Origin of the sequence: Kitasatospora sp. NPDC051853 (genome assembly GCF_044452665.1) — a bacterium.
Classification (GTDB): Bacteria; Actinomycetota; Actinomycetes; order Streptomycetales; family Streptomycetaceae; genus Kitasatospora.
The window spans coordinates 68,658-91,625 of sequence record NZ_JBITBY010000013.1; the positions used below are offsets into that span (position 1 = coordinate 68,658).

Genomic DNA, 22,968 nt, shown 5'->3' on the forward strand with positions numbered 1-22,968 from the left:
GGGGCCAGCCGGTGTACCCGTACTCCGGGTAGCGGCCCGGAGTGCGGTGGGGCTGTCCCCCGGGTCGTCAGGAGGCCAGCCGGACCAGCATCTTGCCGGTGTTGGCGCCGTTCATCATGCCGAGGAAGGCGGCCGGGGCGTTCTCGATGCCGTCGACCACGGTCTCGCGGCTGGTGAGGGTGCCGTCGGCCAGCCAGGCGGCGGCGCGCGGCACGTAGTCCGCGAAGCGGTCGAACCAGTGGCTGACCAGCATGCCCCGCAGGGTGGCCTGCTGGGTGGCGGCGCGGAAGAGGTTGGCGGGGCCGGGTTGGGGGGTGGTGGCGTTGTAGGTGCTGACGGCGCCGACCAGGGCGATCCGGCCGTCGAGGCGGATCGAGGCGAGGGCGGCTTCGAGGTGGTCACCGCCGACGTTGTCGAGGTAGACGTCGATGCCCTCGGGGGCCGCCTCGGCGAGCTGGGCGGCCACGGAGCCGGCCCGGTAGTCGATGGCGGCGTCGTAGCCGAACTCGGTGGTCAGCTTCTCCGCCTTGACCGGGCCGCCGGCCGAGCCGATCACCCGGGAGGCGCCCAGCGCCCGGGCCAGCCGGCCGGCCACGCTGCCGACCGCACCCGCCGCCCCGGAGACGAAGACCACGTCGCCGGGACGGACCGGGGCGGTCTCGGTGAGCGCGATGTAGGCGGTCAGACCGGTGGTGCCGAGCACGCCCAAGTACGCCTGGACCGGCGCGAGTCCGGGGTCGACGACGGTGGCCGAGGCGGCGTCCAGCACCGCGTGCTCGCGCCAGCCGAGGAAGTGCGACACGGTGGCGCCGACCGGCACCGCCGCCGAACGGGAGGCGATCACCTCACCGACCGCGCCGCCTTCGAGGGCGGCGCCGAGGGCGAACGGCGGGAGGTAGGACTCGACGTCGTCCATCCGGCCGCGCATGTACGGGTCGACCGACATCCAGGTGTTGCGGACCAGGACCTGACCCTCCGCCAGGTCGACGGGGAGCTCGACGGTGGCGAGGGAGAAGTGCTCGGGGCCGGGGGCTCCGACCGGACGGGCGGCGAGGCGGATCTCACGGCTGGTGACGGTGTTGGCCTTGGCCGACATGGGGTGCTCCTCGGGGTTCGCAAGGTTTCCTGCTGACGGGGAACACTCTGCGGGCGGGGTGTTCGGGAACCGTTCGGGCCGGGTTCGGGCCGTTCGGGTCCGGTCCGGAAGCCCAGGCGGTGATGATCGTCTGCATTACGGTGGGGACATGCGATTCGGGGTGCTGGGCGGGGTCGAGGTGCACACGGACGGCGGGAGGCCCGTCGCCGTCCCGGAGGCGAAGGTCCGCACCCTGCTGGCCGCGCTGCTCGCCGCCGCCGGCCGTCCGGCCTCCGCGGAGCGGCTGATCGACGCGCTCTGGCCGGAGGAGCCGCTGCCCGGCAACCCCGGGCGGGCGCTCCAGGCCAAGGTCTCCCAGCTGCGCCGCGCGCTGGAGGAGGCCGAGCCGGGCGCCCGTGCCCTGGTCGAGGCCGTCCCCGCGGGCTACCGGCTGGCGGTGCCGGCCTCGGACGCCACCCGCTTCGGCGAACTCGTCGGGCGGGCACGGGAGTCGGGCCGTCCGGCGGAGCGGCGGACCCTGCTGGCCGAGGCGCTGGACCTCTGGCGCGGCCCGGCCTTCGCTGGCTTCGAGGACCACCCGTTCGCCCGCACCGCCGTCGCCCGGCTGACCGAGCAGTGGCTCTCCGCGCGGGAGGAGCTGGCCGAGGCGCGGCTCGCCCTCGGCGAGTTCGCCGAACTGATCGCCGAAACGGCCGGGTTGGTCGCGGACCACCCGTACCGGGAGCGGCTGCGCGCGGTGCACTGGCGGGCCCTCCACCGCACCGGACGGACGACCGAGGCGCTGGACGGGTACCAGGAGTTCCGGGAGCTGCTGGCCGACCGGCTGGGCACCGACCCCGGCGCCGAACTGGCATCGCTGCACCAGGAGTTGCTGCGGGATAACCATGCGCCGCCGGCGGACCCCCGGCGGCGGGACGGCCTCCCCGCCCCGGTCACCGCACTGCTCGGGCGGGACTCCGACCTCGCCGCGATCCACCGGCTGCTCGACGGCGGACGGCTGGTGACCCTGACCGGCACCGGCGGCGTCGGCAAGACCCGGCTCGCGCTGGCCGCCGCCGAGCAGGCCGGACCCCGGTACCCGGACGGGGTCCGGCTGGTGGAGCTGGCCGGGCACGGGCCCGGCTCCGACCCGGCCGAGCTGGTCTGCGCCGCCCTGGGCATCCGCGACGACGGCAGTTGGGGCCCCGCGCCGGGCCGCGGCACCACGCCGGCCGAACGGCTCGCCGGAGCGTTGCGCGGGCGGCACCTGCTCCTGGTGCTGGACAACTGCGAGCACCTGGTGGAGCCGGTCGCCCTCCTGGTCGGCGCCCTGCTGCGGGCCGCCCCCGGCCTGGTGGTGCTGACCACCAGTCAGGAGCCGCTGGCGGTGGACGGCGAGGCGCTCTGGCCGGTCGGGCCGCTGGACGAGGCGGACGCCGTGACGCTGTTCACCAGCCGGGCCGCCGCCTCCGCCCCGGGCTTCGCCCCCGACGAGTCCGAGCGCACCACCGTGGCGGCGATCTGCCGACGGCTGGACGGCCTGCCGCTGGCCCTGGAACTGGCCGCCACCCGGGTCCGCTCGCTCGGCACGGCGGAATTGCTGGCCCGGCTGGACGACCGCTTCCGCCTGCTCACGGCCGGACGGCGCGACGCGCCCGCCCGCCAACAGACCCTGCGGGCCGTGATCGACTGGAGCTGGGGGCTGCTCACCGAGCCGGAGCGGACCGTGCTGCGCCGCCTCGCCGTGCACGCGGAGGGCTGCACCCTGGACGCGGCCGAACGGATCTGTGCCGGGGGCGCGGTGGCGCGGGCCGAGGTGGTCGACGTGCTGGCCCGGCTGGTCGACCGCTCCCTGCTCACCGTCCGCCCCGGCCCTGACGGCGCGCTGCGCTACCGGCCGTACGAGTCGGTGACCGCCTACGCCCTGGAACAGCTGGAGCTGGCCGGGGAGTCGCAGGACGTGCGGGCGCTGCACCGCGCGCACTACACCGAGCTGGCGGTTCGGGCCTCGGCCCGGCTGCGCGGCCCGGAACAGCGCCACTGGCTGGACCGGCTCAGCTCGGAGAGCGCCAATCTGACGGGCAGTCTGGACGAGGCCGTCCGGGCCGGGGACGCCGGCCAGGCGCTGCGGCTGGTCGACTCCCTGGCCTGGTGCTGGGTGCTGCGCGGTCGGCTCGGCGAGCTGCGGCGGGCGCTGGACTCGGCCCTCGCCCTGCCCGGCGGCCCGCCGCTCGACCGGGCCCGGGCCACCGCCTGGCAGGCCGGGACGGCGGTGCTCAGCGGTGCCGCCACCGACCGGGCCGGTCGCTACGCCGCCGCGCTGGCCGCGCACCGCCCGGCGCGGGCCGCGGATGCCGGCGGGACGGACGAGGCCGGCGGGGTGGTCAGGGCCGGCGGGACGGACGAGGCCGGCGGGACGGACGGTGGTCCGGCGCTGGCCGAGGCACGGTGGTTCCTCGGGCACGCGGTGAGCAGCATCGGCGACCTGGCCTCCGGCGAGGAGCTGACCACCCGGGCCCTGGCCGACTTCGAACGGCTCGGCCACCGCTGGGGCACCGCTGCCGCGCTCGGTGACCGGGCGGTCCAACTGCTGGCCCGCGGCGATCTGGAGGGCGTCCGGCTGCACGGCGAGCGCAGCGCCGCCACCTTCCGCGAACTCGGCGACCGCTGGGGCGAGTTGCGCACCGTCTACCCGCTGGCCGCCCGGGCCGAGATCCTCGGCGACTACCGGCAGGCCGCCGAACGGCTGCGGGACGGCCTGGGGATGGCGGAGGAGCTCGGGCTGGCCACCACCGCCGGGGACCTGCTGGCCGGGCTCGGCCGGATCGCCCTGCTGACGGGTGACCTCGCCGGGGCCCGCGAGCTGCACCGGCAGGCACTGCGCCGCAGCACCGAGCACGACTTCCGGGCCGGCGAGGTGAACGCACAGCTCGGCCTCGCCCTCGGCGCCCGCCGCGAGGGCGACCTGGCCACCGCCGAGGCCCACCTGCAGGACGTGCTGGCCTGGCACCGGGAGGCCGGGCTGGAGAGCGCCAACGCGCTGGTGCTCGCCGAGTTGGGCTTCGTCGCCGAACTGCGCGGGGACGCCGAAGCGGCCCACGCCCACCACCTGGCCGGCCTGGCCGCCGCCCGCACCACCGGCGACCCGCGGGCCCTGGCCCTCGCCCTGGAGGGTCTGGCCGGGGCGGAGGCGCTCTCGGCCGCCTCGGGCACCCCTTCGCACTCGTACCGCCGGGCGGCCGTGCTGCTCGGCGCCGCGGCGGCCGCCCGCGCGGGCACCGGGGCCCCGCTGCCGGCCGCCGAACGCGCCGACGTCGACCGGATCACGGCCGTCGTCCGCACCGGGCTCGGCGCCGAGGCCTTCACCGACGCCTTCGCGGAGGGCACCGGCCTGACACCGGATCAGGCGTTGGCGGGCTGATCCGGCGGCAGGGCGGCGAGGACCCGGGCCAGGTTGTGCTCGACGACGGCGAGCATGAAGGCACGGTCCGGGAAGTCGCCGTCGAGGAGGCGGAGCGGACCGGCCACCAGGGAGAGGCTCATGGCCAGGTCGTAGAAGGCCAGGCGGCGTGGGTCGAGGCCCTCGGCCCGCAGGTGGTGGTAGTGCTCCGCGAAGCGCAGGCGCAGGAAGACGTGCTCCCACTCCGGGTCGAAGAACATCAGGCCCTCGATGTCGATGAGCACCGGCTGCCCCTGACGGTCCACCAGGACGTGGTCGGGGCCGAGTTCGCCGTGGACCAGTGCGTACTCCGAGCGCGGGCGGACCTCGGCGGCCCGCGCGTGCAGCTCCGCCTCCACCCGGTCGCGGACGGCGGCCAGGCGCGGGTCACGGTCAGCGGCCTCGGCCAGGTCGGCGAGGGCGCGGTCGAGGACCAGCTGCTCGCAGGAACTGCCCAGGGAGACACCGCCGTTGTCGATCAGGGCGGTCTTCCCGAAGGCCGGGGCGGTCTGCTGCCGCATCAGGCGGAGGGTACCCGCGAGGCGGGCCAGGACGGGCGCGGCGGACCCCGGGTCCCGTTCGAGGAAGGCCTCCAGGCTCTCGCCGGGGACGTCCTCGACCACGGCGAGGTCCGCCGGGTGGTGGGCGTGGGTGCGGTCGGCCAGCAGCAGGCGGGGCGTGCGGACGCCCAGGGCGCTCAGCCGGCGGTGGGCGGCCAGGAAGAGGCCGAGGCCGGAGGCGTGCGAGAACGGGTCCGCGTGGTCGTCCTCGGTGGCGGTGGCCACGGCGGGCCAGTAGTTCTCGGAGGCGGCCCAGAGGTACACGACGGCGGTGCCGCCGTCGTCGAGCAGGAGCCGGTAGACGCCCTTCTTGCTGCCGCCGCGCAGACGCTCGACGGCGACCGGGCTCCGCCCCGGCCCGAGCGCGGCCCGGGCCACCCCCGCCAACTGACCGACCGTCACGTCCACGAGCACGCTCCTCCGCTGGGCAAAGGCGCGATTCTAGGGGAATCCCGGCTCCGGAAAAGGGGATTTTCCGGCCGGGCCCGGCCGCTACGCTCCCTCGGATGAGCGATGACGCACAGCTTCTGAACGTGGTCGACGTCGAGGCGACCTGCTGGGACGAGCAGCCGCCGCCCGGGGCGGTGAGCGAGATCATCGAGATCGGGCTGACGGTGGTGGACCTGGCCGCCGGGCGGCGGGTGGCGAAGCACCGGATCCTGGTGCGGCCCGCCCGGTCCACGGTGAGCGCGTTCTGCACCCAACTGACCGGGCTGACCCAGGCGGAAGTCATGCGCGGGGTCGAATTCGCCGAGGCCTGCCGCCTGTTGGCGGCCGAGCACCTCGGCGGGCAGCGGGTGTGGGCCAGTTGGGGCGACTACGACCGGCACCAGTTCACCCGGCAGTGCCAGGCCACCCGGGTGCGGTACCCCTTCGGACACCGCCACGTGAACGCCAAGGCCGCCTTCACCGAGACGTACGGCCTGCGCAAGCGCCCCGGGATGGCACGGGCCCTGCAGCTGGCCGCCCTCCCACTGGAGGGACGGCACCACCGGGGCGAGGACGACGCCTGGAACATCGGTGCGCTGGTCCTGGACGTAGCGGCACGCGGCGGCTGGCCCGACGCGCCGCCGTTCGCGGCTCCCGGACCTGTCGGTGGCGCTGGCTAGCATCCGCTCCATGAGAGCTGACGCGACGTTCACCGTGAAGTCCTTCGTCCCGGCCGAGATCACCCCGGCCTTCGAGGTCACCACCGGCGCCCCGGTCGGCGTCGCCACCATGGAGAAGCTCTTCGAGGGCGAGGCCGCCGGCCGCTCCGCGACCGTCTTCACCGCCGCCTTCGACCACGCCACCGGCGTGGGCACCTACATCGCGATGGAGTCCTTCGAGGGCACCCTGCACGGCCGCGCGGGCACCTTCAACTTCGCCCACTCCGCCACCACCACCGGCAGCGACCGCCTCTCCCCCTCCTTCGTCATCGTCCCCGGCAGCGGCACCGCCGCCCTCACCGGCATCACCGGCGCCGGCTCCCTCACCGTCGACCAGGACGGCACCCACCGCATCACCTTCGAGTACGAGCTCGCCGACCGGACCGGCTGAGGGCGGGCTACTCCGGGACGACGGCGTAGGCCTCGATCTCCAGGAGGAGGCCGGGGCGGAAGAGGGCGGCGACCTGGACGGCGGAGGAGGCCGGGGCGTGGGCGGGGTCGAGGTGCTCGTCCCAGGCGGTGCGGACGGCGTCCAGGTGGGCGATGTCGGTGACGAAGATCGTGAGCTTGACCAGGTGGTCGAAGGTGGCATCGGCGGCGGCCAGGCAGTGGCCGATGTTGGCGAAGACCTGGCGGGCCTGGGCCAGGGCGTCGCCCTCGCCGACCAGGTCGCCCTTCTCGTCGAGGGGGACCTGGCCGGACACGTGGACCTGGCGGCCGGTGGCGCTGACCACGTGGCTGTAGCGCGGGCTGGGGTGGACGCCGGGCGGGGTGGTGGTGCGGAAGGTCACGGGGGTTCCTCTCGGGGCGGACGGGCTGTGCGGCCCATCCTGCCCTGAGGGCGTGTCAGTTCCGCCAGTGGGAGAGGGATTCCTTGACGGCGGCGAGCACCGGGGAGTCGGCCGGCAGGATCGCGGAGGCCAGGGCGGCCAGTGGCTGGAGCAGGGCGAGGGCGGCCTCCCGGCCCTCGGTGGTGCCGACGGCGTGGGCGTGGGCGTTGCGGAGCTGGAGGGTGAGCAGGTCGGCCGGGCCGAGCACCGCGGCGGCGTCGGCGGCGATGGCGGCGAGCCGGGCGGTGGCCTGCGGCTGGTGCCACGGGCGGCGGTGCTGGCGGACGGCGAACTGCCGGTAGGCGAACCCGGCCCGGGTGCGCAGGCCGGTCACGGTGAGCGCGGTGCCGTGGGCCGGGTTGCGGGCCAGTGCGAGGTGCCCGCTGCCGTCCACCGCGCGCTGCATCGGCACGGGGGCCTGGTAGCGGCGCGGCAGCGGGTCGGGCACCTGGGCCAGTTCGACCGCCAGGTGGTGGTGGATCAGGTCCAGCGGGAGGTCGGCGGGCCCGTCCGGGACGCCCTCGCGCAGCAGCCGCAGCAGCTCCTCGGCGAAGCGGGTGAGCCCGAGCTCCTTGTTGAGCAGGGCCTTGCGGGCCCGGTCCACGGCGGTGAGCAGGTGCAGGTCGGCGGCGGCCGGCTCGTCGAGGGCCAGCCCGGCGAAGCAGCAGTCCAGCACCGCGATCCGGTGCGCCGCCGTCTGTCCGAGCGCGGCCAGCGCCGCCTCGGCGGAGAGCGCGGTGCGGGGCACCTGCTCCGGGTCGTCCTCGGTGCCGGGCAGCGCCAGGTGCAGGCGCCCGGCCGCGCTGGTCACGCCGTGCCCGGCGTAGTAGAGCAGCACCGTGGAGCGGGCCCGGCCGGCCGCGTCGGCGATCCGGTCCAGCACCTCGCGGGCGCTCTGCGGATCGGCCAGCCGGACCACCCGCTCCGGCGCGAAGGTGCCGTCCGGGCCGGAGAGGTGGTCGGCGAGCAGCTCCATCGAGGCCACCGCCTCGGGCATCGGGGGCAGCCCGGCGTACGTGCCGACGGCGACCAGCACCGCCCAGGAGTCGGCGCGGTCCGGGGCCAGGGTCCAGGAGGTCATCGGGAGCTCACTCGGCGAGGAAGTCCTCGACCTGGTTGAGGAGTTCGGCGGTGTCGGTGGTGGAGTCGCCGGAGATCCGCAGCTCGGTGCCGTCCGGGCGGCGCAGCTCCAGCGAGACGCCGCCGCGGCGCAGCCGGGCCTCCAGCCAGACGCAGAGCGGGCCGATCACCAGCGGGCCGAGCTCGGCGGCGTACTGCACGGCGTCCGCGATGCCGCCCTGCTCGTCCGGGCGGGGCGGGCGGATCCGGTTGCTGGTCAGGCCGCGCAGCTCGGAGTCCCGGTGCAGGTGCTGCTGGAGGCCCTCGGCGTCGTCGCGGACGTCGTCGTCCGTGCCGTCGAAGGCGATGGTGAACTGGGGCATGGTGGCGCCTTTCACTCGGTTCTCACTCGGTTTTCGCTCGGTGGGGGTCGGTCGTGCGTCAGATCAGCGGCGGGAGGCCCGCCGGCCGGACCGGGGACGGCGGCGGCAACGGCGTCTCCACGGGCGGGAGTTGCTCGAAGAGGCGGGCGGTGCGGCCGGTGAACTCGTACGGCAGCCGGACGGCAGCCGCGGCCTCGTCCTGGTCCGCCAGGCCGACCAACTCGTGCTCCAGCAGCGACCAGTTGGCGTCCGGGAGGGCCGGAGGACGGTGGGTGGCGGGCAGCGGATCGGCGCCGAGGGCGGTGAAGTCGGCCCGGGCGCGGGCGTGTTGCTCCGGCGGCAGCGGGACGACGACCCCGCCGACCTGGGCGGCCACCGACTCCGGCAGGCCGGGGTCGACCGGGCCGGCCGAGGCCAGCAGGATCCGCAGGCGGTAGGCCGGGCCGAGGTAGCGGCGGAGCGCGTCGTCGAAGAAGTCCCGGCCGGCCTCGGCCGAGGGGTCGGCCCGGCGGGCCCCCTGCCAGAGCGGACTGCCGGTGCCGGGCAGGGCCAGGACGGCGTAGCTCTCGGCGAACCGGCGCATCGCCGGACCGGCCTCGGCCGGGAGCCGGGCCGGGGCCAGGGTGACGGCCAGGCAGGTGGGGTGCGGCTGCCTGGCCAGGGTGGTCCAGAGCAGCTCCCGGGTCGCCCCGGCCGGGGCGAACGGCGCGGCGGTCACGGCGTCGGCCCGCTGGGCGGTGGGGCGGGCCAGCGGGCGGACCTCGACGCGCTTGCGGATCTCGTACAGGACGGGGGCCGCGGCGCCTTCGCCGACCGGGTCCAACTCGGCCAGCAGGGCGGCGTGTTCGCGCACCGGGGCGGTGGCGACGTGGGCCGGCGGCCGGACGGCGAGCAGGGCCCGGACGGCCGCGGCGGCCACCTCCGGGGTCGGACCCGGGGCGCGGGCCAGCAGGGTGGCGCGGAGCGGGGCGCCGGTGGTCCCGTCCGGGCCGCCGAGACCACCGGTGATCCGCAGTTCGAGGTGGCCGGCGGCGGGCGGGGTGTGGCAGAGCGCGGTGAGCCAGGCGAGTTCGGCCGCCCCGGCCTCCGCCCAGCGGCGGTCCTCGGGGAGGGCGGCGTACCCCCGGTGGTCCGCCAGCCCCGGGGCGGGGGCCAGCCGCACCGCCGCCCAGCCGACGTGGCCGCCGACCCCGTCGGGGCCGGTCAGCACACCGTCCTGAGCGATCGTCACGACCGGTCGGTGGGCGGCGCGGGCAGGACGGGCGGGACCGGCTGCGCGGGGAGGCCGGGCTGCGCGGGAGGCGTCGGCGGCACCGGGCCGAGCGGCGGCGTGACGGGACGCGGCGGCTGGGGGGCGGCCGGCGGAACGGGTGCGGCCGGGGGCACCGGTGCGGTCGGCGGGACCGGCGCAGACGGCGGGACCGGCGCAGTCGGCGGGACGGGCACCACGGGCGGGACGGGTGCGACCGGCGGCACCGGCGCGGACGGCGGGACCGGCGCGGTCGGCGGGGTGACGGTCTTGGTGAGCGGCGGGCCGCCCGGGAACTGGACCAGCGGCACCGAGCGGCCCTCGATCGCCACCACCAGGCCCTCGCGGCAGGCGGCGTGCACCGCCTCGCGCATCGCCCGCACCTGCGCCGTCCTGGCCATCGCCGACTTGATGTCGTCGGTGCCGCGCAGGGCGTCCCGCAGGTACTGGCCCAGCAGGCGGGCCTTGCCGCGGGTGCGCCACATCTGCCAGCCGAGGTAGAGGCCGTTGCCGTAGGTGAAGACCGAGACGTGCGCGGCGCAGTCCCCCTGGGTGAGCGTCAGCCGCCGGGCGATGCCGCCCTGCCCGTTGGGGCCGGAGTCGTCCACCGGGGCGAGCGGGTAGCCGCGCTCCAGCACCACGTTGCGGATCTGCGCGTAGGCGGAGTCCACGTCGGCCCGGGCGTGCAGCAGCACCCGCCACTCGGCGATCGGCTCGGTGAGCCTGCCGAGCAGCATCAGCGCCAGGAAGACCACCACCGAGGCCAGCATCGGGAAGACCACCAGGCCGACCAAGGAGTCCAGGCCGGAGCTGCTGCTGCTCCCGTACGAGGAGTACGGCGAGGGCGCGCCCGAGTCACCGGAGAACGCGATCGGCAGGGCCAGCAGGAAGATCACCAGCCCGGCCGCCCAGGCCAGCACCGCCGACTGCATCCAGAGGCCGAGGATCGCCCGCCCGCTGACCCGGTCGTCGAGCACGGTCTCCACCGGCTCGTGCCGCAGGGTCTTGTCGAGGTAGGCGGCGTTCCCGTCGGCGCCGTCCCATCCGGGTACGGGCACGGCACTGCCGTACGTCATGCGATGTCCCCCTGGCTGTCCGTCAGATCGCTTGCGCGGTGCACATGTTGGCATACCCGCAGGTACTTGTCAGGGGCCCGGGCGAACCGGGCCCTCCGGACGGGACCGGCCGGTGACGCCTGCCCCAGGCGTCCGGGACAGCGGGCCGCCCAGCATGGAGGCCGGGACCGAAGCGCGTCCCGAGGACCCGACGGAGGAGGAGAGGCATGCTGGCGAACCGGACCACCCCGGCCACCGGGTACTCCGACGAACTGATCGTCGCCGACCCCGGCGGCGCCGCCGACGTGCACGCGATGCACGGCGGCAGGAACGTCGCCCGGTGGAAGTGCCTGGCCCGCCGACGCGGCCTGTCCGGCACCTGGGAGGCGATCGAGATCTCCACCCTGCCGCCCGCCACCGAGTGCGGCGTGCACCACCACAGCCGGACCGAGGAGCTCTACTTCGTGGTCTCCGGCGAGGGCGAACTGCTGCTGGACGGCGTCCTGCACACCGTCGGCCCCGGCACCCTGATCACCAATCCGGTCGGCACCCGGCACCGGCTGAACAACCCCGGCTCCGTGGACCTGGACTGGATCGTCATCGAAGTCATCAGCCCACCGGTCGCCGCCGCGCTCACCGGCGACCCCAGCCACACCGGAAGGCCCCTCATGCGCACCGCCACCATCATCGACCTCGCGGCGGACGGCTCCGCCGACCTCACCACCCTGCTCAGCGGACCGCTCCGCGACGCCCGGCTGGTCACCCTCGGGCCCGGCGAGCAGGAGGAGCTCCGCTCGGACGACCGGGAGCACACCCTGTACGTGCTGGCCGGCACCGGACGGGCGGTGGCCGGGACCACCGACGTGCGGCTCGCCCCCGGGACGGCGGTGACGCTGCCGCTCGGCAGCGCGGTGACGCTGCGCTCGGACGGGCAGCCGCTGCGGTACTTCACCGCGAGCCTGGCGGTGCCGAACGCCAAGGACGGGCGACGGGTGACCGAGCGGGGTGCGGCATGATCGTCTCGCGACCGGGGAACGCACCCCGGACCCTTCGGGGCAACACCGTACGGAGCACCGGGCGCTCGCTGGCCCGGCGGGGCTTCTTCCACAGCGAGACCGAGTCGGTGGACCACCTCGACCTGGCACCCGGCAGCCGGATCGACGCCCGGGGACGGGAGGGCACGGAGGAGATCTGGTTCGTCGTCAGCGGCGGCGGCCGCCTCGTCGGCCCGGACGGCTCCACCCTCCCCCTGCGCCGCCACACCCTCGCCGTCTGCCCCCTCGACAGCGGCACCACCCTCCACGCCGGGCCCGACGGCCTCTCCGCCGTCCTGATCGCCGTGGTGCCCCCGGGGCTCACCGACGCCATGCCCATCCGCTACCCCGCCGGCGGCTAGCCCGGCCCGGGTCGTTCGGCAGGGCAGCGGCCCAGGGGCGCGAGGAACTGCGCGGGGCGGAAGACCACTACCGTCGATCGCTCCGATGCGGGCCAGTTGCACGTGCCGCGACCTGAACGGCGGCGATGGCTGGTCGCGCAGTTCCTCGCGCCCCTGAGGTCGCTGCCCCGCCGAGCGACCTGCCTTGACGAACCGTCAGCGCAGGACCCTGGCGGAGAGGTAGTTGCGGCGGCCGAAGCGGGGCTCGTCGACGGCGGTGAGTTCGTCGACCTGGAAGCGGTAGAGGGCTGCGGCTCCGGCGCCGCTCAGGTACTGGCGGCGTAGGTCGGGGTCCTGTCCGAAGGACGGGTAGCGGCCCTGGTAGGCGGCGAACGCCGCCTCTGCGTGGTGGCCCCAGGCCTCGCCGGCCCGGCCGGTGAACTGGATGCCGCGCAGCTGCTCGCCGAAGACCGGCGGGGGGAGGAAGACGGTGGCGGCGGCCCGGGCCTCCTCGGTGAGGTGGAGGCTGTGCCGGGTCGAGCGCTCGCTGACGAAGTAGAGGACCAGGTCCTCGTCGTAGGCGAAGAAGGCGAGGTTGGCGTGCGGTCCGCGCTCGGGGCCGGCGGTGGCCAGGGTGAGCACCATGCTCTCCGCCAGCAACCCCTCGACCCCCTTGGTGAACTCGGCCGCCGGCCAGTCCCCCTGGGTCATCTCCAACCGGAACGCCACGGTTCTCCCCCTCCGCCGTGCTGTACGTGGACCGAGCCGGCCGCGGGGCCTTCCCCGGGGCCGGCTCACATGCTCTCCCCGTGGCCGCGGGCACACAAGGGGCCTGTCAGGGCGCTCACGAGGGGATGGCGTGCGCCCCCGGGCCCGCGCCGAGGACGGGCGCGAGCGCCCCCGCGCGGGCGCGGTCGACCAGCGGGGCGGCGCGGGCGGCGAGCAGGGCGAGCGGGGCGGCCAGCAGGAGGCCGGCGAGGGCCCCGGCCAGGACGTCGTGGGGGTAGTGGACGCCGACCCAGACCCGGGAGGCGGCCATCAGCAGGGCGGCCACCAGGCAGAGCCGGCCGAGCCCGCGCCAGACGGACCAGAGGGCGGCGGCCGAGGCGAAGGCGATCACCGTGTGGCTGCTCGGGAAGGACCAGTCGCCGGGCGGCGGGCAGGCCTCCAGGGTCGGCGGCCCGGGGAGCTGCCGGCAGGGGCGGACCTCCTCGACCAGGCCCTTGAGGACCAGGTTCGCCAGGTACGCGGCCACCACCACGAGCGGGGCCGCCAGTACCCGGGCCATCACCACCGGCCCGCGGTCGCGGGCCCACCACCAGGCGCCGAGCATCAGGAGCCCGAAGAGGGCGAGGCCGTACCCGGACCAGATCCGCACCAGTTGGTCCAGCCAGGGAGGGGCGGCGTGCGCCCAGCCGGTCACCGTGGAGTAGAGGCCCCCGTCGATCGTGCTGCCGTCGAACGCGAGCGGTCCGGCGGTCATCTGAACATCCTTCGAACAAAGCGGATCACACGGACAACTACTACCAGAACGGAGATGAAGACCGGATAACCAGCAAATCACCCAGTTCCGGCAGATGGGGCCGGTCGAAAGATTTCCCAACCCGACCAACGCCCCGGCTCCCGGCCTTAACCTGTCTCCGGTACACCATGTGGACCGACGTGGACCCGACGGGGGAGGCACCGGTTGCAGGAGAGTCATCGAGTGGTCCCGCAGCCCCGCCGAGCCCCTGAGCAGGCGGACCTGCCCGAGCGCTACGAGCGGGCCATGGCCTCCTCCACCTCCCCGCCGGAGGAGTCCGAGGGCGGGCCGAGACCCGAGATCGGTGACTCCTGGGACCGGCTGCGCCGGCTCGGCCTGGACCCGGACCGCGGCCGGGAGGCCCGGCGGATCGGCCCCGCCGAGCTGGAGCACCGCCGCCGCGAGACCCACCTCTCCGAGATCCTCCCGGTGCTCCGGGCCACCCTGCTGCTGCCCACCAGCACCACCCCGCTGATCCTGGCCATCGCCGACGGCGAGGGCCACGTGCTCTGGCACGAGGGCGAGCGCCCGCTGCTGCGCACCGCCGACTCGATCGGCTTCGAGACCGGCGCCCGCTGGGTCGAGGACGAGGTCGGCACCAACGGGATCGGCCTGGCCCTGCGGGTCCGCCGCCCGGTCCAGGTGCACTCCGCCGAGCACTACCTGCGCAGCCACCACAGCTGGACCTGCGTGGCCGCCCCGGTGCACGACCCGCGCACCGGCCGGCTGCTCGGCGCCGTCAACCTCAGCGGCCCGGCCCGCTCGATGGCCCCCTACCTGCTCCAACTCGCCGCCACCGGTGCCCGGCTGGCCGAGGCCGAACTGAGGGCCCGTCAGCTGGAGGCACTGCACCGGCTGCGCACCGTGGCCACCCCGCTGCTGGCCCGGGTGGACCGGCCGGCCGTGGTGGTGGACAACGAGGGCTGGACGGCGGCCACCGTCGGCCTGCCCCCGGTGCCCCGGCTGCGGCTGCCCGCCGAGGGGCTCGGCGGCTCACCGCGGGTCTGGCTGCCCACCCTGGGCGAGTGCGCGGTGGAGCCGCTGGCCGAGGGCTGGCTGATCCGCCCCACCGGCAGCCCCGGCCCGGACGGCCCGGACGGTCCCGGCGACGGCTCGCTGATCACCCTGGACCTGCGCCACGCGGCCCGGCCCGAGCTCACCGTGGAGGGCGCGGTCGGCCGCTGGTCCCACGGGCTCAGCCCGCGCCACGCGGAACTGCTGCTGCTGCTGGCCGTGCACCGGGAGGGGCTCAGCGCGGCCCGGCTCTCCGAGGCGCTCTTCGGCGACCCCTCGCGCACCGTCACCGTCCGGGCCGAGGTCTCCCGGCTGCGCCGCTACCTCGGCGGGCTGCTGGACCACCGCCCCTACCGGCTGACCCCCGCGGCCCGGGTGACGGTGCTGCGCCCGACCGACCCGTACGACCTGCTGCCGACCTCCTCGGCCCCGGCCGTGCGCGAGGTCCGGTCCGGACTGCTGCGCGGGACGCTGCGGCTGCCCGGCGAGGGGATCGGCGGGGATCGTCAGAACCCGTTGAGCAGCTCGCTGAGCTGACCGTCCGTCGGCCCGGCGAGCGCCTCCTCCTCGGCCGACACCACGGCGTAGGTGCGCTCCAGCCAGGCCTGCACCCGGGGCTTGGGCGCCTCCAACAGCGCCCGCCCGTGCGGCGATTCGAGGGCCAGGTGCAGGGTCGAGCCGTGACAGGGGCAGTACGCGGGCCAGAGCTTGACGTCACCCTGCCCGCTCAGACCGGTCAGGCCGTCGCGGAGCAGTTCGCGGGAGAACACCCAGTCCGCCTCGTCGGAGCGGCCGAGGTGGAAGGTGAGCAGCACCTCGTAGGGCCTCTCCGGGTCGTACCGGAAGCGGGTGCGCACCTCTCCCACCGAGTCCTCGTCGAGCGCGATCCGCAGCGTCAGGACCTCCTCCACCGGCCCCGGCACGACGTCGGGTCCGGCCGCCTCGTCGCCCGTGGGGGTGGCGGCGAACGGCGGGTTCGAGGCGGCTGACAGCGGGTCGCGCGGCATGACGATCTCTCCGAGGCGGCTGGGGTTCCGCCCAGACTGCGGCAGCGCCGCTGCCCTTGCAACCGTTGCAAAGGGGTTGCAACACCCGCCCCCGGGCCCCCGATCATCCTGCCGTTCACCGGGTCTGGCGGTCCGTCAGGTGCGCACTGGTAGTCTCAGCTGGCCTCCCCCGTACCCGGACCGCGCACTCCGGCCGCAGCGCGGCAGCGACGACGGCGGGTCCGGTGGGTCGTTCGGTGGGTCGTTCGCTCGGGTCGGAAGTTCGGAAGTCGGGAAGGAGGCGGGCCGGTGCTCCGGGAGCTCCGCGAGAAGGACGGGACGGCGACCGCCGCCCGGCACGACGGGCCGTCACGGCAGGCGCGGCACGGGCGGCCGAAGCCGGTCGGTGCGCGGTTCCGGCTGCCGGGCTTCCGCTTCTCCGGCGCCGCGATGGCGATGTCCACCGTGGTCGGCATCAGCGTGGCCACCACCTGGCTGGTCAGTGAACAGCAGAGCGTCGGACGGCTGCCCGGGGTCACCAACGTCGGCGCCAGCCCGCCGGTGCCCAGCCCCGACGCGGCCCCCGCGCCGTCCGGGCAGAGCACCACCCCGCCGCAGCCCGCCCCCTCCACGGTGGCGCCCGGCCCGCGGGCACTCGGCACCCCCACGCCACCGGTCGCCAACCGGCTCGGCCTCGGCCCGGTCCGGACCGTCACGACCCCGCCGGCGGCGTCGCCGTCCGTCCCGCCGACTCCCCCCACTGCCTCCGCGCCCGGGCCCTCCCCGAGCCCCTCCCCGTCCGCTCCGGCACCGTCGGCGTCGCCGTCACCCTCGCCCTCGCCCAGCGGCAGCAAGACCAGTCCCCCCGGACCGGTCGGGCCCCCGCCGTCGCTGGCACCGACCGGAAGCCCGACGGCGGTCCAGCCGCTGGCCGGGGTGGCCGAGCGCTCCCCGCTCGGGCAGGCCGGGACCAGGCACACCCTGGAACTGACCGTCGGCGAGGAACTCACCGCCCTGCAGGTCGAGTTCCAGCTGGCCCGCCCGGAGGCACTGCCCGGCACGCTGCCGTGGAGCACGCTGCCCGGTGCGGTGCTGACGGTGCTCCAGGAGCGCGGCACCGTCATCTACCGCTTCACCCTGCCGCCCGGGCTGGACGTCGCCCCGGGCAGCTACCTCTTCGCCGTCCACGCCGTCGACCCCTCCCCCACCGCGAGCCCGCTCCCCACCCGGCCCGCCGAGGAGACCTGGTCCGCCTCCGCCTTCAGCCTCCGCCACTCCGCCGCCACCACCACCCGCGGCACCTTCCGCTGAAGGCCCCCGCAGGGCAATCGGCCCGGAGGGCAGCACGCCAGGGGCGCGAGGAACTGCGCGAACCGGAAGGCGGCCCACCGGCAACTGAGGCTCCGTCAGCCAGTTGCACGTGCTGCCGTTCCCCGCGCCCCCGGGGTAGCCAACTCCCCCCAGCAGGGCAAGCGCCCGGGGGCGCGAGGAACTGCGCGAGTACGGAAGGCGACCCACCGGCAACTGACCCACCATCAGCCAGTTGCCGGTGCTGCCTTCCCACCCCGCGCAGTTCCCCGCGCCCCCGGGGTAACCACTTACGTCCCACGCGCCCCTGGGTTCCCCGGAGGGTCAGCCGCGGATGCGGGTGGCGCGGCGGAGGTCGTCGACCTGGTCGGCCAGGGTGCGGCGCAGGCCCGGGGTGAGGGTGTCGTCGGCGAGGACGGCCTCGGCGAGGGCGAGGGTCTCCGGGGTGGACCAGCCGGCCGGGAAGAGGGCGGCGCCGAGGGCGCGGGAGACGATGTCGCCCCGCTCTCCCGCCGCCGGGACCTCGGCGAAGTAGCGCTCCACGTACGGGAGTTGCAGCTCCTCGCCGCCGGACTGCCAGAACCCCTGCGCGACCGCGGTGAGCAGCGCGTTGGACAGCCCGCTCCCGTCGCCGAACAGCAGCCCCCAGGCGGCTTCCTTGGCCTCGGCCGTCGGCAGCGCGGCCCGCGCCCGGGCGGCCCCCTCGGAGGCGGTGGACCCGGGCTCGGCGGCCAGCTCGGCCGCGATGCGGTCCTCGCCGATCACGCCGAGCGCGGCCAGCCGCACCAGCGCGGCCCAGCGCAGCTCCGCGCTGAGCTCGATGCCGAACGCCCCGCCGCCGAGCCACTCCTCCAGTTCGGCCGCCTCCCGCTCGCCGGTGGCGTTGTCGACCGCGGCCCGCAGCGCGGCCAGCCGCAGGCCCTGCTCGGTGTCCTGACGGGCCAGCAGCTCCCGTGCGGCGCCGGCCAGGCGGGCCTGGGCGGCGGTGCGCTCCCGCGGCGCCAGGTAGGGCAGCATCTTGGTGCGGGCGAAGGTGAAGACCGCGTCCACGATGGTGTCCACCGTCTCGCCGGGCAGGTGCGCGGCGACCAGGTCGAGGTACCCGGAGGGCGGCAGCTCGCCGTCCCGGACCAGGTCGCGGGCGTGCTCCCAGAGCACCGCCCGGGTCAGCTGGTCCTCGAAGAGCGAGAGCTTCTCGGTGACGGTCCGCCAGGAGGCCTCGTCCAGGCGGATCTTGGCCCAGGAGAGGTCCCCGTGGTTGGGCAGCAGCAGGGCCGCGCGGGGTGCCCCGGCGAGCTGCGGCAGCGGGGCGGGGGTGCCGGGCTCCAACTCGACCCGGAAGGAGTCCCGGAGCACCGGCTTCCCGTCCGCGTCCAGGTCGAAGACGCCCAGGCCGACCAGGTGCGGGCGGCTGCCGTCCGGCACCAGCTCCGCGGCGGTGATGGTGTCCCCGTCGTGGGTCACGGCGAGCCGCAGGGTGTCCACGCCGGAGGTGCGCAGCCAGCGCTCGGCCCAGCCGCGGACGTCCCGGCCGCTGGTGGCGGTCAGCACGTCGAGGAACTCGCCGAGCTCGGCGTTGCCGAAGCGGTGCCGGGCGAAGTGCTCGTTGATCCCGGCGAAGAAGGCCTCGTCGCCGAGCCAGGCGACCAGCTGGCGCAGCGCGGCGGCGCCCTTGGCGTAGGAGATGCCGTCGAAGTTGCCCATCGCCTCGGCGACGCTCTCCAGGCCCTCGGCGGCGATCGGGTGGGTGGTGGCGCGCTGGTCGGCGTCGTAGCCCCAGCCCTTGCGCTTGATCGCGAAGCCGCTCCAGGCGCTGCGGAAGCGGGTCACCTCGTCGGTGATCCGGAAGCCCAGGTACTCGGCGAAGGACTCGTTCAGCCAGATGTCGTCCCACCAGCGCAGGGTGACCAGGTCGCCGAACCACATGTGCGACATCTCGTGCGCGACCACCATGGCGCGGAAGGTGCGCTCGGCCTCGGTGGGGGCGGAGTGGAAGAGCATCTGCTCGGCGAAGACCACGCAGCCCGGGTTCTCCATCGCGCCCCAGTTGAACTCGGGCACGAACGCCTGGTCGTAGCCGCCGAACGGGTAGCGCTCGTCGAAGAGTTCGTGCAGCCGGTCGAAGGACTGCCGGGTGACCTCGAACAGCTCCTCGGCCTCGCGGTCCAGGTCGGCGGCGAGCGACCTGCGGCCGTGCAGGCCCAGCGGGATGCCGTCGTGCTCGGAGTGGACCGAGTGCAGCGGGCCGGCCACCACGGTGAACAGGTAGGTGGAGAACGGCTTGGTCGGCTCGAACTCCCAGCGGCCCTCGGCCACCTGCTTGCCGGTGCCGTTGCCGAGCACGGTCCAGTCGGCCGGGGCGGTGGCGGAGAGGGTGAAGGTGCCCTTGAGGTCGGGCTGGTCGAAGCAGGGGAAGGCGAGCGGCGCGAGGTCGGGGCCGCAGGTCGCGTAGAGGTAGACCGAGCCGTCGGCCGGGTCGACGTAGCGGTGCAGGCCCTCGCCGGTGGAGGAGTAGCGCTGGTCGGTCACCAGCAGCAGCTCGTTCTCGGCGAGCAGGCCGGTCAGCGGCAGGCGGTGGTCGGCGAGGGTGGCCGGGTCCAGTTCGGTGCCGTTGAGCACCGCGCGGTGCAGGGTCTCCGGCCGGAGGTCGAGGAAGGTCCCGGCGCCCGGCTCGGCGCAGGCGAAGCGGATCGTGGTCGTGCAGCCGAAGACCGTCTCGCCGCGGGTCAGGTCGAGGTCGAGGGTGTAGCCGTGGACCTTGAGCAGGCGGGCACGGGTGCGTGCCTCGGAGCGTTGTAGAGCTGGCATGTCCTGCATGCTTTCCCAGCGGCCGGGGCGGGACAAGCGGCTTTCCGTGCCGACTCGCCGATTCAGCTGAGAGCTTGGCTACGCTGGGCCTTCGCAGCAGCCAGAGTTGATTGTGCATCAGGGATGCGCGTGGAGAAGGAGCAGCCAGTGACGACGGTCCTGACCCAGGGCGGCAACGCGCCGCTCGCCTCGGCCCGGGTGACGGTCGAGGTGACGGCCCCCAAGGCGCTGGACGTCTCGGGGCTGCTGCTCACCGAGGCCGGCAAGGTCCGCTCGGACGACGACTTCGTCTTCTTCAACGCCCCGCACGGCCCCGGGGTGACGCACCGTCCGGCCTCCGGCTCGACCCCCGACGCGATCACCGTGGACACCGCCGCGCTGCCCGCCGGGATCGAGAAGGTGGTGGTCACCGCCAGCCTGGACGACGCGGGCGCCACCTTCGCCGGCACCGAGCCCACCGCCACGATCCGCAACGCCGACACCGGGGAGGTGCTGGTCACCTTCACCCCGCCCCGGCTCACCCGGGAGACCGCCCTGGTGGTGGTCGAGGTCTACCGCCGCGGCGGCGCCTGGAAGGTCCGCGCCGTCGGCCAGGGCTACGCCAACGGGCTGGCCGGCATCGCCACCGACTTCGGCGTCACGGTGGACGACTCGCCCGCCCCGCCGCCGGCTCCCCCGCAGACCGCCGGGTTCGCCGCCCCGGCCCCGCCCAAGCCGGTCACCCCTCCGGCCGTCCCGGCCTCGCTCACCAAGGTCACCCTGGACAAGGGCCGGGTCAGCCTCACCAAGGGCGGCTCCGTCTCGCTGGAGAAGAACGGCAAGCCCTTCCTCTCCGCCGTCCGGATGGGCCTCGGCTGGGAGCCCGCCGGCCAGGGCCGCAGCATCGACCTGGACGCCTCCTGCATCGCCTTCGACGCCAAGCGCAACAAGGTCGAGACCGCCTGGTTCATGAAGCTCTCGGTCTTCGACGGCGCCATCGCCCACTCCGGCGACAGCCTCACCGGCGAGGGCGCCGGCGACGACGAGTCCATCACCGTCCACCTGGACGGCCTGCCCGCCGAGGTCTGCGGCCTGGTCTTCGTCGTCAACTCCTTCTCCGGCCAGAAGTTCACCGACGTCAAGAACGCCTACTGCCGCCTGCTGGACGCCGGCTCCGGCCAGGAGCTGGTCCGCTTCGACCTCACCACCTCCGAGGCCAGCACCGGCGTGGTGATGTGCAAGCTGGTCCGCCAGTACTCCGGCGAGTGGGTGATGACCGCCATCGGCGAGTACGTCGACGCCAAGACCGCCCGCGCCATGGTCAAGCCCGCGGGTGCCATGCTCTGACGGGAATTCAGACATTTCGACTTGAGCGAAACCACCCGATCGTAGGGACTCGACCCCCTTTCCTCCCGGTGGCCACGCCGTTCCTCATAGCGTGGCCACCACCCACTGGAAGGGGGCATCATGAGTGCCATGGCACAAGAGCATCCGGTGCAGGCCGGGCCCTCCGAGGCGGACATCCTCCTCGCGGGCTTCCTGGACCTGGCCACCCCCGAGGGCTTCCGAGCTGAGCTCATCGAGGGAGAGATCGTCGTGACTCCACCGGCAGACGGCGACCACGAGGACTACATCGGCCTGCTGATCGACCAGGTCGGCCAGCACGCGACCGTGCGCATGCAGGTCTCGGGCAACAAGGGCCTGCGGCTGTCGAGCGGCGGTCGCTGCCCGAAGGACCACGCCATTCCCGACGCCACGTTCGCGCCGCTGGAGCGGCGGCTTTTCCGGGGTGCCCCGCCGTGGATGGACCCGGGCGGGGTGGCGATGGTCGCGGAGATCACCTCGTCGAAGGCGATGCAGGACCGGATCGCCAAGCGGCACTGCTACGCCCGGGCGCAGATCCCGCTGTACCTGCTGGTCGACCGCGAGGAGTCGCGGGTGACCGTGTTCGCAAAGCCCGAAGGAGACGAGTACACCGAGGTGCACCTCGCCTCCTTCGGGAAGCCGCTCGCCCTGCCCGAGCCGTTCGGCTTCGAGCTGGACACCGCGGTCTTTCTCTGACCTTGACGACCCGTCAGCCCCGGGTGGCCATGGCGCGGAGGAAGAACGTGAGGTTGGCCGGGCGCTCCGCGAGGCGGCGCATGAAGTAGCCGTACCACTCCTGGCCGTACGGGAGGTAGACCCGCATGGTGTTGCCGGCCTCGGCGAGGCGCAGCTGCTCCTCGGGGCGGATGCCGAGCAGCATCTGGTACTCGAAGCTGTCGCGCTTGCGGCCGTTCCAGTCGGCCAGCTGGCCGGCGATCTTGATCATGTTCGGGTCGTGCGAGGCGATCATCGGGTAGCCCTCGCCGGCCATCAGGATCTTCAGGGCGCGGACGTAGGCCAGGTCGACCTCGTGCTTGCCCTGGAAGGCGACCGACTCGGGCTCCTTGTAGGCGCCCTTGCAGATCCGGACCCGGGAACCGGCGGTGGCCAGGTCGCGGCAGTCGGACTCGGTGCGGCGCAGGTAGGCCTGGAGGACGACGCCCAGCCACGGGAAGTCCGCGCGCAGCTCGCGGGCGATGGCCAGGGTGGAGTCGGTGGTGGTGTGGTCCTCCATGTCGAGGGTCACCGTGGTGCCGGCGTCGGCGGCGGCCGCGCAGATCCGGCGGGCGTTCTCCAGGGCGATCTTCTCGCCGTCCACCGGGAGGAACTGCCCGACGGCGGAGAGCTTGACGGAGACCTCGGCGTCGGCGGCCAGGCCGGTCTCCTTGAGGGCGGCGAGCAGGTGCTCGTAGGCCTCGGCGGTGCCGGCGGCCTGCTCCGCGTCCTTGGTGTCCTCGCCCAGGTGGTCAAGGGTGACCTTGCGGCCGGTGGCGATGAGCTCGTCGGTGGCGGTGACGGCCTGGTCGAGGCGCTCGCCGGCGACGAAGCGCTCGACTATCGCGTGGGTGGGCGGGAACTTCTCGACCACGGTGCGCACCTGCGGGGAGCGGGACGCGGCGAGGAGGGCGGAACGGAGCATCGTGAACTCCTGGAGAAGGTTCAGCAGGTGGGGAGGGGTGAGGGCGGCGGCGTGGGGTTCCGCCGCCGCCCTCAGGGGGGAGTGACGACTCAGACCGGCTGGCGGTCGGGGGGCGGGAGAAGGAGCGGCGTCGGGGTGCGTAGCTCGGCGGCGCCGAGAAGGGGGCCCCTCCCG

At 74.9% G+C, this 22,968-nt stretch carries 21 protein-coding genes; 9 read left to right on the forward strand and 12 right to left on the reverse strand.

Annotated elements, in window-relative coordinates; translation table 11 throughout:
• Positions 1 to 67: 67 nt before the first annotated feature.
• A complete protein-coding gene (locus ACIA8O_RS31960; protein ID WP_396297495.1) occupies positions 68 to 1,096 on the reverse strand; it encodes an NADP-dependent oxidoreductase in 1,029 nt (342 codons plus the stop codon).
• Between the two features lie 148 nt (positions 1,097 to 1,244).
• On the opposite strand from ACIA8O_RS31960, the gene ACIA8O_RS31965 reads away from it, so the two are divergent.
• Positions 1,245 to 4,496 carry a BTAD domain-containing putative transcriptional regulator gene (locus ACIA8O_RS31965; RefSeq protein ID WP_396297496.1) on the forward strand — a complete coding sequence of 1,084 codons (3,252 nt, stop codon included), beginning with the start codon at positions 1,245 to 1,247 and terminating at the stop codon, positions 4,494 to 4,496.
• Here the strand turns inward: ACIA8O_RS31965 and ACIA8O_RS31970 are convergent.
• Entirely contained in the window at positions 4,478 to 5,476 is a 999-nt protein-coding gene (locus ACIA8O_RS31970; RefSeq protein WP_396297664.1) for a phosphotransferase family protein, read from the reverse strand. The genes ACIA8O_RS31965 and ACIA8O_RS31970 overlap by 19 nt on opposite strands.
• Positions 5,477 to 5,580: 104 nt before the next feature.
• Between ACIA8O_RS31970 and ACIA8O_RS31975 the strand changes: the two genes are divergently transcribed.
• The gene (locus ACIA8O_RS31975; protein WP_396297497.1) at positions 5,581 to 6,183 is read left to right on the forward strand and encodes an exonuclease domain-containing protein; all 603 of its coding nucleotides are present in this window, start codon (positions 5,581 to 5,583) and stop codon (positions 6,181 to 6,183) included.
• Between the two features lie 10 nt (positions 6,184 to 6,193).
• A complete protein-coding gene (locus tag ACIA8O_RS31980) occupies positions 6,194 to 6,613 on the forward strand; it encodes a DUF3224 domain-containing protein (protein ID WP_396297498.1) in 420 nt (139 codons plus the stop codon).
• Between the two features lie 7 nt (positions 6,614 to 6,620).
• Here ACIA8O_RS31980 and ACIA8O_RS31985 read toward each other — a convergent pair whose 3' ends face one another.
• The 5 genes from ACIA8O_RS31985 to ACIA8O_RS32005 are packed head-to-tail and all read right to left on the reverse strand — an operon-like array spanning position 6,621 to position 10,819.
• A complete protein-coding gene (locus tag ACIA8O_RS31985) occupies positions 6,621 to 7,013 on the reverse strand; it encodes a RidA family protein (RefSeq protein ID WP_396297499.1) in 393 nt (130 codons plus the stop codon).
• A 55-nt stretch (positions 7,014 to 7,068) separates the two neighbouring features.
• Positions 7,069 to 8,133 (reverse strand): caspase family protein, encoded by a 1,065-nt coding sequence (locus ACIA8O_RS31990; RefSeq protein WP_396297500.1) that lies wholly within the window; start codon positions 8,131 to 8,133, stop codon positions 7,069 to 7,071.
• A gap of 7 nt (positions 8,134 to 8,140) precedes the next feature.
• Positions 8,141 to 8,494 (reverse strand): hypothetical protein, encoded by a 354-nt coding sequence (locus tag ACIA8O_RS31995; RefSeq protein WP_396297501.1) that lies wholly within the window; start codon positions 8,492 to 8,494, stop codon positions 8,141 to 8,143.
• A 58-nt stretch (positions 8,495 to 8,552) separates the two neighbouring features.
• Positions 8,553 to 9,725: a hypothetical protein gene (locus ACIA8O_RS32000; protein ID WP_396297502.1), complete on the reverse strand. Its 1,173-nt coding sequence runs from the start codon at positions 9,723 to 9,725 to the stop codon at positions 8,553 to 8,555.
• The gene (locus ACIA8O_RS32005) at positions 9,722 to 10,819 is read right to left on the reverse strand and encodes a hypothetical protein (protein ID WP_396297503.1); all 1,098 of its coding nucleotides are present in this window, start codon (positions 10,817 to 10,819) and stop codon (positions 9,722 to 9,724) included. The genes ACIA8O_RS32000 and ACIA8O_RS32005 overlap by 4 nt, the downstream gene beginning before the upstream one ends.
• A 206-nt stretch (positions 10,820 to 11,025) precedes the next feature.
• Here ACIA8O_RS32005 and ACIA8O_RS32010 point away from each other — a divergent pair, with 206 nt between their 5' ends.
• The gene (locus ACIA8O_RS32010; protein WP_396297504.1) at positions 11,026 to 11,814 is read left to right on the forward strand and encodes a cupin domain-containing protein; all 789 of its coding nucleotides are present in this window, start codon (positions 11,026 to 11,028) and stop codon (positions 11,812 to 11,814) included.
• A complete protein-coding gene (locus ACIA8O_RS32015; protein ID WP_396297505.1) occupies positions 11,811 to 12,194 on the forward strand; it encodes a hypothetical protein in 384 nt (127 codons plus the stop codon). Before ACIA8O_RS32010 ends, ACIA8O_RS32015 begins: the two co-directional genes overlap by 4 nt.
• 195 nt (positions 12,195 to 12,389) lie before the next feature.
• On the opposite strand, the gene ACIA8O_RS32020 is transcribed toward ACIA8O_RS32015, so the two are convergent.
• The gene (locus tag ACIA8O_RS32020) at positions 12,390 to 12,902 is read right to left on the reverse strand and encodes a pyridoxamine 5'-phosphate oxidase family protein (protein ID WP_396297506.1); all 513 of its coding nucleotides are present in this window, start codon (positions 12,900 to 12,902) and stop codon (positions 12,390 to 12,392) included.
• A gap of 115 nt (positions 12,903 to 13,017) precedes the next feature.
• Positions 13,018 to 13,656 (reverse strand): phosphatase PAP2 family protein, encoded by a 639-nt coding sequence (locus ACIA8O_RS32025; protein WP_396297507.1) that lies wholly within the window; start codon positions 13,654 to 13,656, stop codon positions 13,018 to 13,020.
• A gap of 222 nt (positions 13,657 to 13,878) precedes the next feature.
• On the opposite strand from ACIA8O_RS32025, the gene ACIA8O_RS32030 reads away from it, so the two are divergent.
• Complete coding sequence (locus ACIA8O_RS32030) at positions 13,879 to 15,246, forward strand: GAF domain-containing protein (protein WP_396297508.1); 1,368 nt, start codon at positions 13,879 to 13,881, stop codon at positions 15,244 to 15,246.
• On the opposite strand, the gene ACIA8O_RS32035 is transcribed toward ACIA8O_RS32030, so the two are convergent.
• Entirely contained in the window at positions 15,216 to 15,716 is a 501-nt protein-coding gene (locus tag ACIA8O_RS32035; RefSeq protein ID WP_396297509.1) for an SsgA family sporulation/cell division regulator, read from the reverse strand. The genes ACIA8O_RS32030 and ACIA8O_RS32035 overlap by 31 nt on opposite strands.
• 288 nt (positions 15,717 to 16,004) lie before the next feature.
• Here ACIA8O_RS32035 and ACIA8O_RS32040 point away from each other — a divergent pair, with 288 nt between their 5' ends.
• Entirely contained in the window at positions 16,005 to 17,006 is a 1,002-nt protein-coding gene (locus tag ACIA8O_RS32040; protein WP_396297510.1) for a hypothetical protein, read from the forward strand.
• A gap of 321 nt (positions 17,007 to 17,327) precedes the next feature.
• Here ACIA8O_RS32040 and pepN read toward each other — a convergent pair whose 3' ends face one another.
• The gene (gene pepN / locus ACIA8O_RS32045; RefSeq protein ID WP_396297511.1) at positions 17,328 to 19,811 is read right to left on the reverse strand and encodes an aminopeptidase N; all 2,484 of its coding nucleotides are present in this window, start codon (positions 19,809 to 19,811) and stop codon (positions 17,328 to 17,330) included.
• 159 nt (positions 19,812 to 19,970) lie between these two features.
• Between pepN and ACIA8O_RS32050 the strand changes: the two genes are divergently transcribed.
• Positions 19,971 to 21,137: a TerD family protein gene (locus ACIA8O_RS32050; RefSeq protein WP_396297665.1), complete on the forward strand. Its 1,167-nt coding sequence runs from the start codon at positions 19,971 to 19,973 to the stop codon at positions 21,135 to 21,137.
• A 120-nt stretch (positions 21,138 to 21,257) separates the two neighbouring features.
• On the forward strand, positions 21,258 to 21,851 hold the full coding sequence (locus ACIA8O_RS32055) for a Uma2 family endonuclease (RefSeq protein WP_396297512.1): 594 nt from the start codon (positions 21,258 to 21,260) through the stop codon (positions 21,849 to 21,851).
• Between the two features lie 13 nt (positions 21,852 to 21,864).
• Here ACIA8O_RS32055 and ACIA8O_RS32060 read toward each other — a convergent pair whose 3' ends face one another.
• On the reverse strand, positions 21,865 to 22,794 hold the full coding sequence (locus tag ACIA8O_RS32060) for a proline dehydrogenase family protein (RefSeq protein ID WP_396297513.1): 930 nt from the start codon (positions 22,792 to 22,794) through the stop codon (positions 21,865 to 21,867).
• Positions 22,795 to 22,968: the final 174 nt, after the last annotated feature.

Excerpts from the sequence above, each read along its gene's own strand:
- ACIA8O_RS31960 (WP_396297495.1), bottom strand. The coding sequence starts at position 1,096 with ATGTCGGCCAAGGCCAACACCGTCACCAGCCGTGAGATCCGCCTCGCC.
- ACIA8O_RS31965 (WP_396297496.1), top strand. The coding sequence starts at position 1,245 with ATGCGATTCGGGGTGCTGGGCGGGGTCGAGGTGCACACGGACGGCGGG.
- ACIA8O_RS31975 (WP_396297497.1), top strand. The coding sequence starts at position 5,581 with ATGAGCGATGACGCACAGCTTCTGAACGTGGTCGACGTCGAGGCGACC.
- ACIA8O_RS31980 (WP_396297498.1), top strand. The coding sequence starts at position 6,194 with ATGAGAGCTGACGCGACGTTCACCGTGAAGTCCTTCGTCCCGGCCGAG.
- ACIA8O_RS31990 (WP_396297500.1), bottom strand. The coding sequence starts at position 8,133 with ATGACCTCCTGGACCCTGGCCCCGGACCGCGCCGACTCCTGGGCGGTG.
- ACIA8O_RS31995 (WP_396297501.1), bottom strand. The coding sequence starts at position 8,494 with ATGCCCCAGTTCACCATCGCCTTCGACGGCACGGACGACGACGTCCGC.
- ACIA8O_RS32005 (WP_396297503.1), bottom strand. The coding sequence starts at position 10,819 with ATGACGTACGGCAGTGCCGTGCCCGTACCCGGATGGGACGGCGCCGAC.
- ACIA8O_RS32010 (WP_396297504.1), top strand. The coding sequence starts at position 11,026 with ATGCTGGCGAACCGGACCACCCCGGCCACCGGGTACTCCGACGAACTG.
- ACIA8O_RS32015 (WP_396297505.1), top strand. The coding sequence starts at position 11,811 with ATGATCGTCTCGCGACCGGGGAACGCACCCCGGACCCTTCGGGGCAAC.
- ACIA8O_RS32025 (WP_396297507.1), bottom strand. The coding sequence starts at position 13,656 with ATGACCGCCGGACCGCTCGCGTTCGACGGCAGCACGATCGACGGGGGC.
- ACIA8O_RS32035 (WP_396297509.1), bottom strand. The coding sequence starts at position 15,716 with ATGCCGCGCGACCCGCTGTCAGCCGCCTCGAACCCGCCGTTCGCCGCC.
- pepN (WP_396297511.1), bottom strand. The coding sequence starts at position 19,811 with ATGCCAGCTCTACAACGCTCCGAGGCACGCACCCGTGCCCGCCTGCTC.
- ACIA8O_RS32055 (WP_396297512.1), top strand. The coding sequence starts at position 21,258 with ATGAGTGCCATGGCACAAGAGCATCCGGTGCAGGCCGGGCCCTCCGAG.
- ACIA8O_RS32060 (WP_396297513.1), bottom strand. The coding sequence starts at position 22,794 with ATGCTCCGTTCCGCCCTCCTCGCCGCGTCCCGCTCCCCGCAGGTGCGC.